The following is a 2,480-nucleotide window of genomic DNA, read 5'->3' as shown; positions in this document are numbered from 1 at the left end:
TGTAGACGTCAAGTCGAATTTTACACTTTTTGCTTATTTGCTTTTTACACTTCTGCTGAAAATACACTTTTTCGATGTTTCATTCGATAACTATCTCCATCCATATGAATGACTTCTACACGATGAAGTAAACGATCTAAAATTGCAGTGGTAATTCCTTGATCTCCCATTAATTCACCCCACTGTTCAGGGCTTTTATTGGATGTGAGAATGATGGAACTTCGTTCATACAAATGATTAATTAAATGAAAAAACAAATTTGCTTCTCGCTGATCCATTGCCATATACATTAAATCATCAATAATGACCAGATCGGCGCCTCTTAATCGCTTTAGCTGCACTTTTGATTTATTTAGAAATTCTTCCGTTTTTAAAAGATGAATAAGCTCACCCATAGTTACGAAATAGACGTTGAAACCTCTGTGAATAGACTCAATTCCCAAACCGATTGCTAAAAATGTTTTACCAACGCCTGGCGGTCCCAATAAAATTAAATTATACTGCTGCTCAAGCCAGTTTAGCTCTGCGAGCTGGGTCAATTGGCGCCCCGTTAAAGCTCTTTGCTCTTCTAAATTAAATTCACTTAATGACTTCACGTAAGGGAAGTGCGCCCACTTCATTCTTCTTTCTAAACTCTTTACTTCACGTTTTCTCAGTTCATAACGTGTGATAGATTCAAGAAATTCTAAATACGTCCAAGAAGATTTTTCAGCCTCACGTAGGAGCTTTGGTAGCTCCTCAGCTGTTTCCGATAACCTTAATTGGCGAAAGTGCTCCTGCAAGTCATTTACAGTCTTATTCACTGTGGTTCACCCCCTAAAATACTTGTGTAAGCAGTAAGGGAGCGAGTTGTCACTATGATGTTGTCTTTACCTGAATGTTTTATAAAGGGAGGCTTCACCTTTTGGGTGCATTCAGTTTGTAATGCATCTTGATGGTTTGCGATATCCCGAAAGTCATTGGCGCTGTAAAGTTTATCTATGATGCATTTAGTCAAAGTGTCTTCAATCCACATTGGGTATTTCTCAATGACGTTTTGAATAATTATGAGCTGATCACGCCGATACCGTGGGTATCTTAAACAAATTTCATTTAAATAAAAAGTTGCACGTTCCTGATCTTCAAAATGTGAAACCAGTTGTTTCTTAAATTCTTCAATACCTTTTGAGCGATCCCGGATATGATGTAGATGTTGAATAAGCTTTCCCTTTTCATTACTAATGCTATGTTCAGCAATTACTTCTCCCTCTAACTGTTTACGGATAATCAGCGTTGGCGGTTGGCTCGAAGTGACTTCAATAAAAACCTCATTATCAGAGGCTGCACTATACGTTCCGAGAGGAACGGAATAACGGTTTGATTTGAACCGTATTGTATTGTCCTTACTAATATTCCTTGTTATACTTGGGGTAATGACGCTTTCATATGAAAGTGGTGAAGAGACGGGCTGTAAGTGTTGCTTTTCGACGGGGAACACTTCAGCTGGTCTTTTTTTCGTTGTCTGATGAACATGTTGATTTCCAGTGCGATGTAGCCACTGTAACGCACGGTTATTCCAATCTTCAATATTGCTAAATACTCGGCTATCTGCGAAATTTCCCTTTATGTACTTTACAACATTCTCAATCATTCCTTTTGATTCTGGGTCTGCCTTACGACATAAATGAACTTTAAACTTACGCTCATTTACATAGCTTTGAAACTCAGAAGTTAAAAGTAGCTGACCTGAATTTTCGCTTACTGTAATTAAACGATCCTGATCATACACAATTTCTTCTGTACGTCCTCCGTAAAATTGAAATGCATTTTCATGACATCGAATGGCATCATTTGTTGTAAAAGGCCGGTCCTGCCACTCCATGTATTTGTATCGAGAGTGAGCTAAGACAAAAGCGATGAAATATAGTTTGATTTCATTCTTTTCAGTTGTCTTCTGTTTCGTTTCTCCCCAATCCACCTGGATTTGCTTACCCATAGGTTGTTCAGGGATTGCTTCATATTGCCGAATTATTACTTTTTTCTCAATCTGATAAATCTCCCGCATCTCTTTCACATATGCTCTTACTGTACTCTCGCCCACAACTAAATCGGGATAACGCTCTAAGAGCCAATCGTGGATTTGTGCTGCACTGAGATGAGGGTATTCTTCAAGCCAAGCGATAATCCAATCCCTGTAGGGATCCAACTTCTTACCTTTACCTTGAAGCTGTTCCATGTATGCTTTTGTCTCTTCAAATGTCATTTTTAAATATTTATAAACGGTTGGTCTTGATACTTTGAGCTCCTGTGCAATTTGAGATACTTTAAACTTCCGTTGATGTAGTTGTTGAATATTTAAATAAAGCATTAACTTCTCCTCCAAGACGCTGTCCCCCCAGTAAAATAACACATTCTATTATTTTACTAGAGTTCTAGCTTATTGAAGCAAAAGTGTAAAATTACATTGAGCAAAAACTGTCAATTATATTCTAGCGTTTACA

At 37.8% G+C, this 2,480-nt stretch carries 2 protein-coding genes; both read right to left on the bottom strand.

The window, feature by feature from the left end; translation table 11 throughout:
* Positions 1-44 precede the first annotated feature (44 nt).
* Entirely contained in the window at positions 45-803 is a 759-nt protein-coding gene (gene istB, locus ACFX4W_RS01790) for an IS21-like element helper ATPase IstB (protein WP_221817256.1), read from the bottom strand.
* Entirely contained in the window at positions 800-2,347 is a 1,548-nt protein-coding gene (gene istA / locus ACFX4W_RS01785) for an IS21 family transposase (RefSeq protein WP_205663343.1), read from the bottom strand. Before istA ends, istB begins: the two co-directional genes overlap by 4 nt.
* Between the last annotated feature and the right edge of the window lie 133 nt (positions 2,348-2,480).

This window comes from Priestia sp. YIM B13489, assembly GCF_042787645.1.
Classification (GTDB): Bacteria; Bacillota; Bacilli; order Bacillales; family Bacillaceae_H; genus Priestia; species Priestia megaterium.
Note: the sequence above shows the minus strand (reverse complement) of the source record. Positions and strands in the feature narration are given on the sequence as shown.

What these genes read in the sequence shown, in the direction of transcription:
- istA (WP_205663343.1), bottom strand. Translation starts at nt 2,347, where the DNA reads ATGCTTTATTTAAATATTCAACAACTACATCAACGGAAGTTTAAAGTA.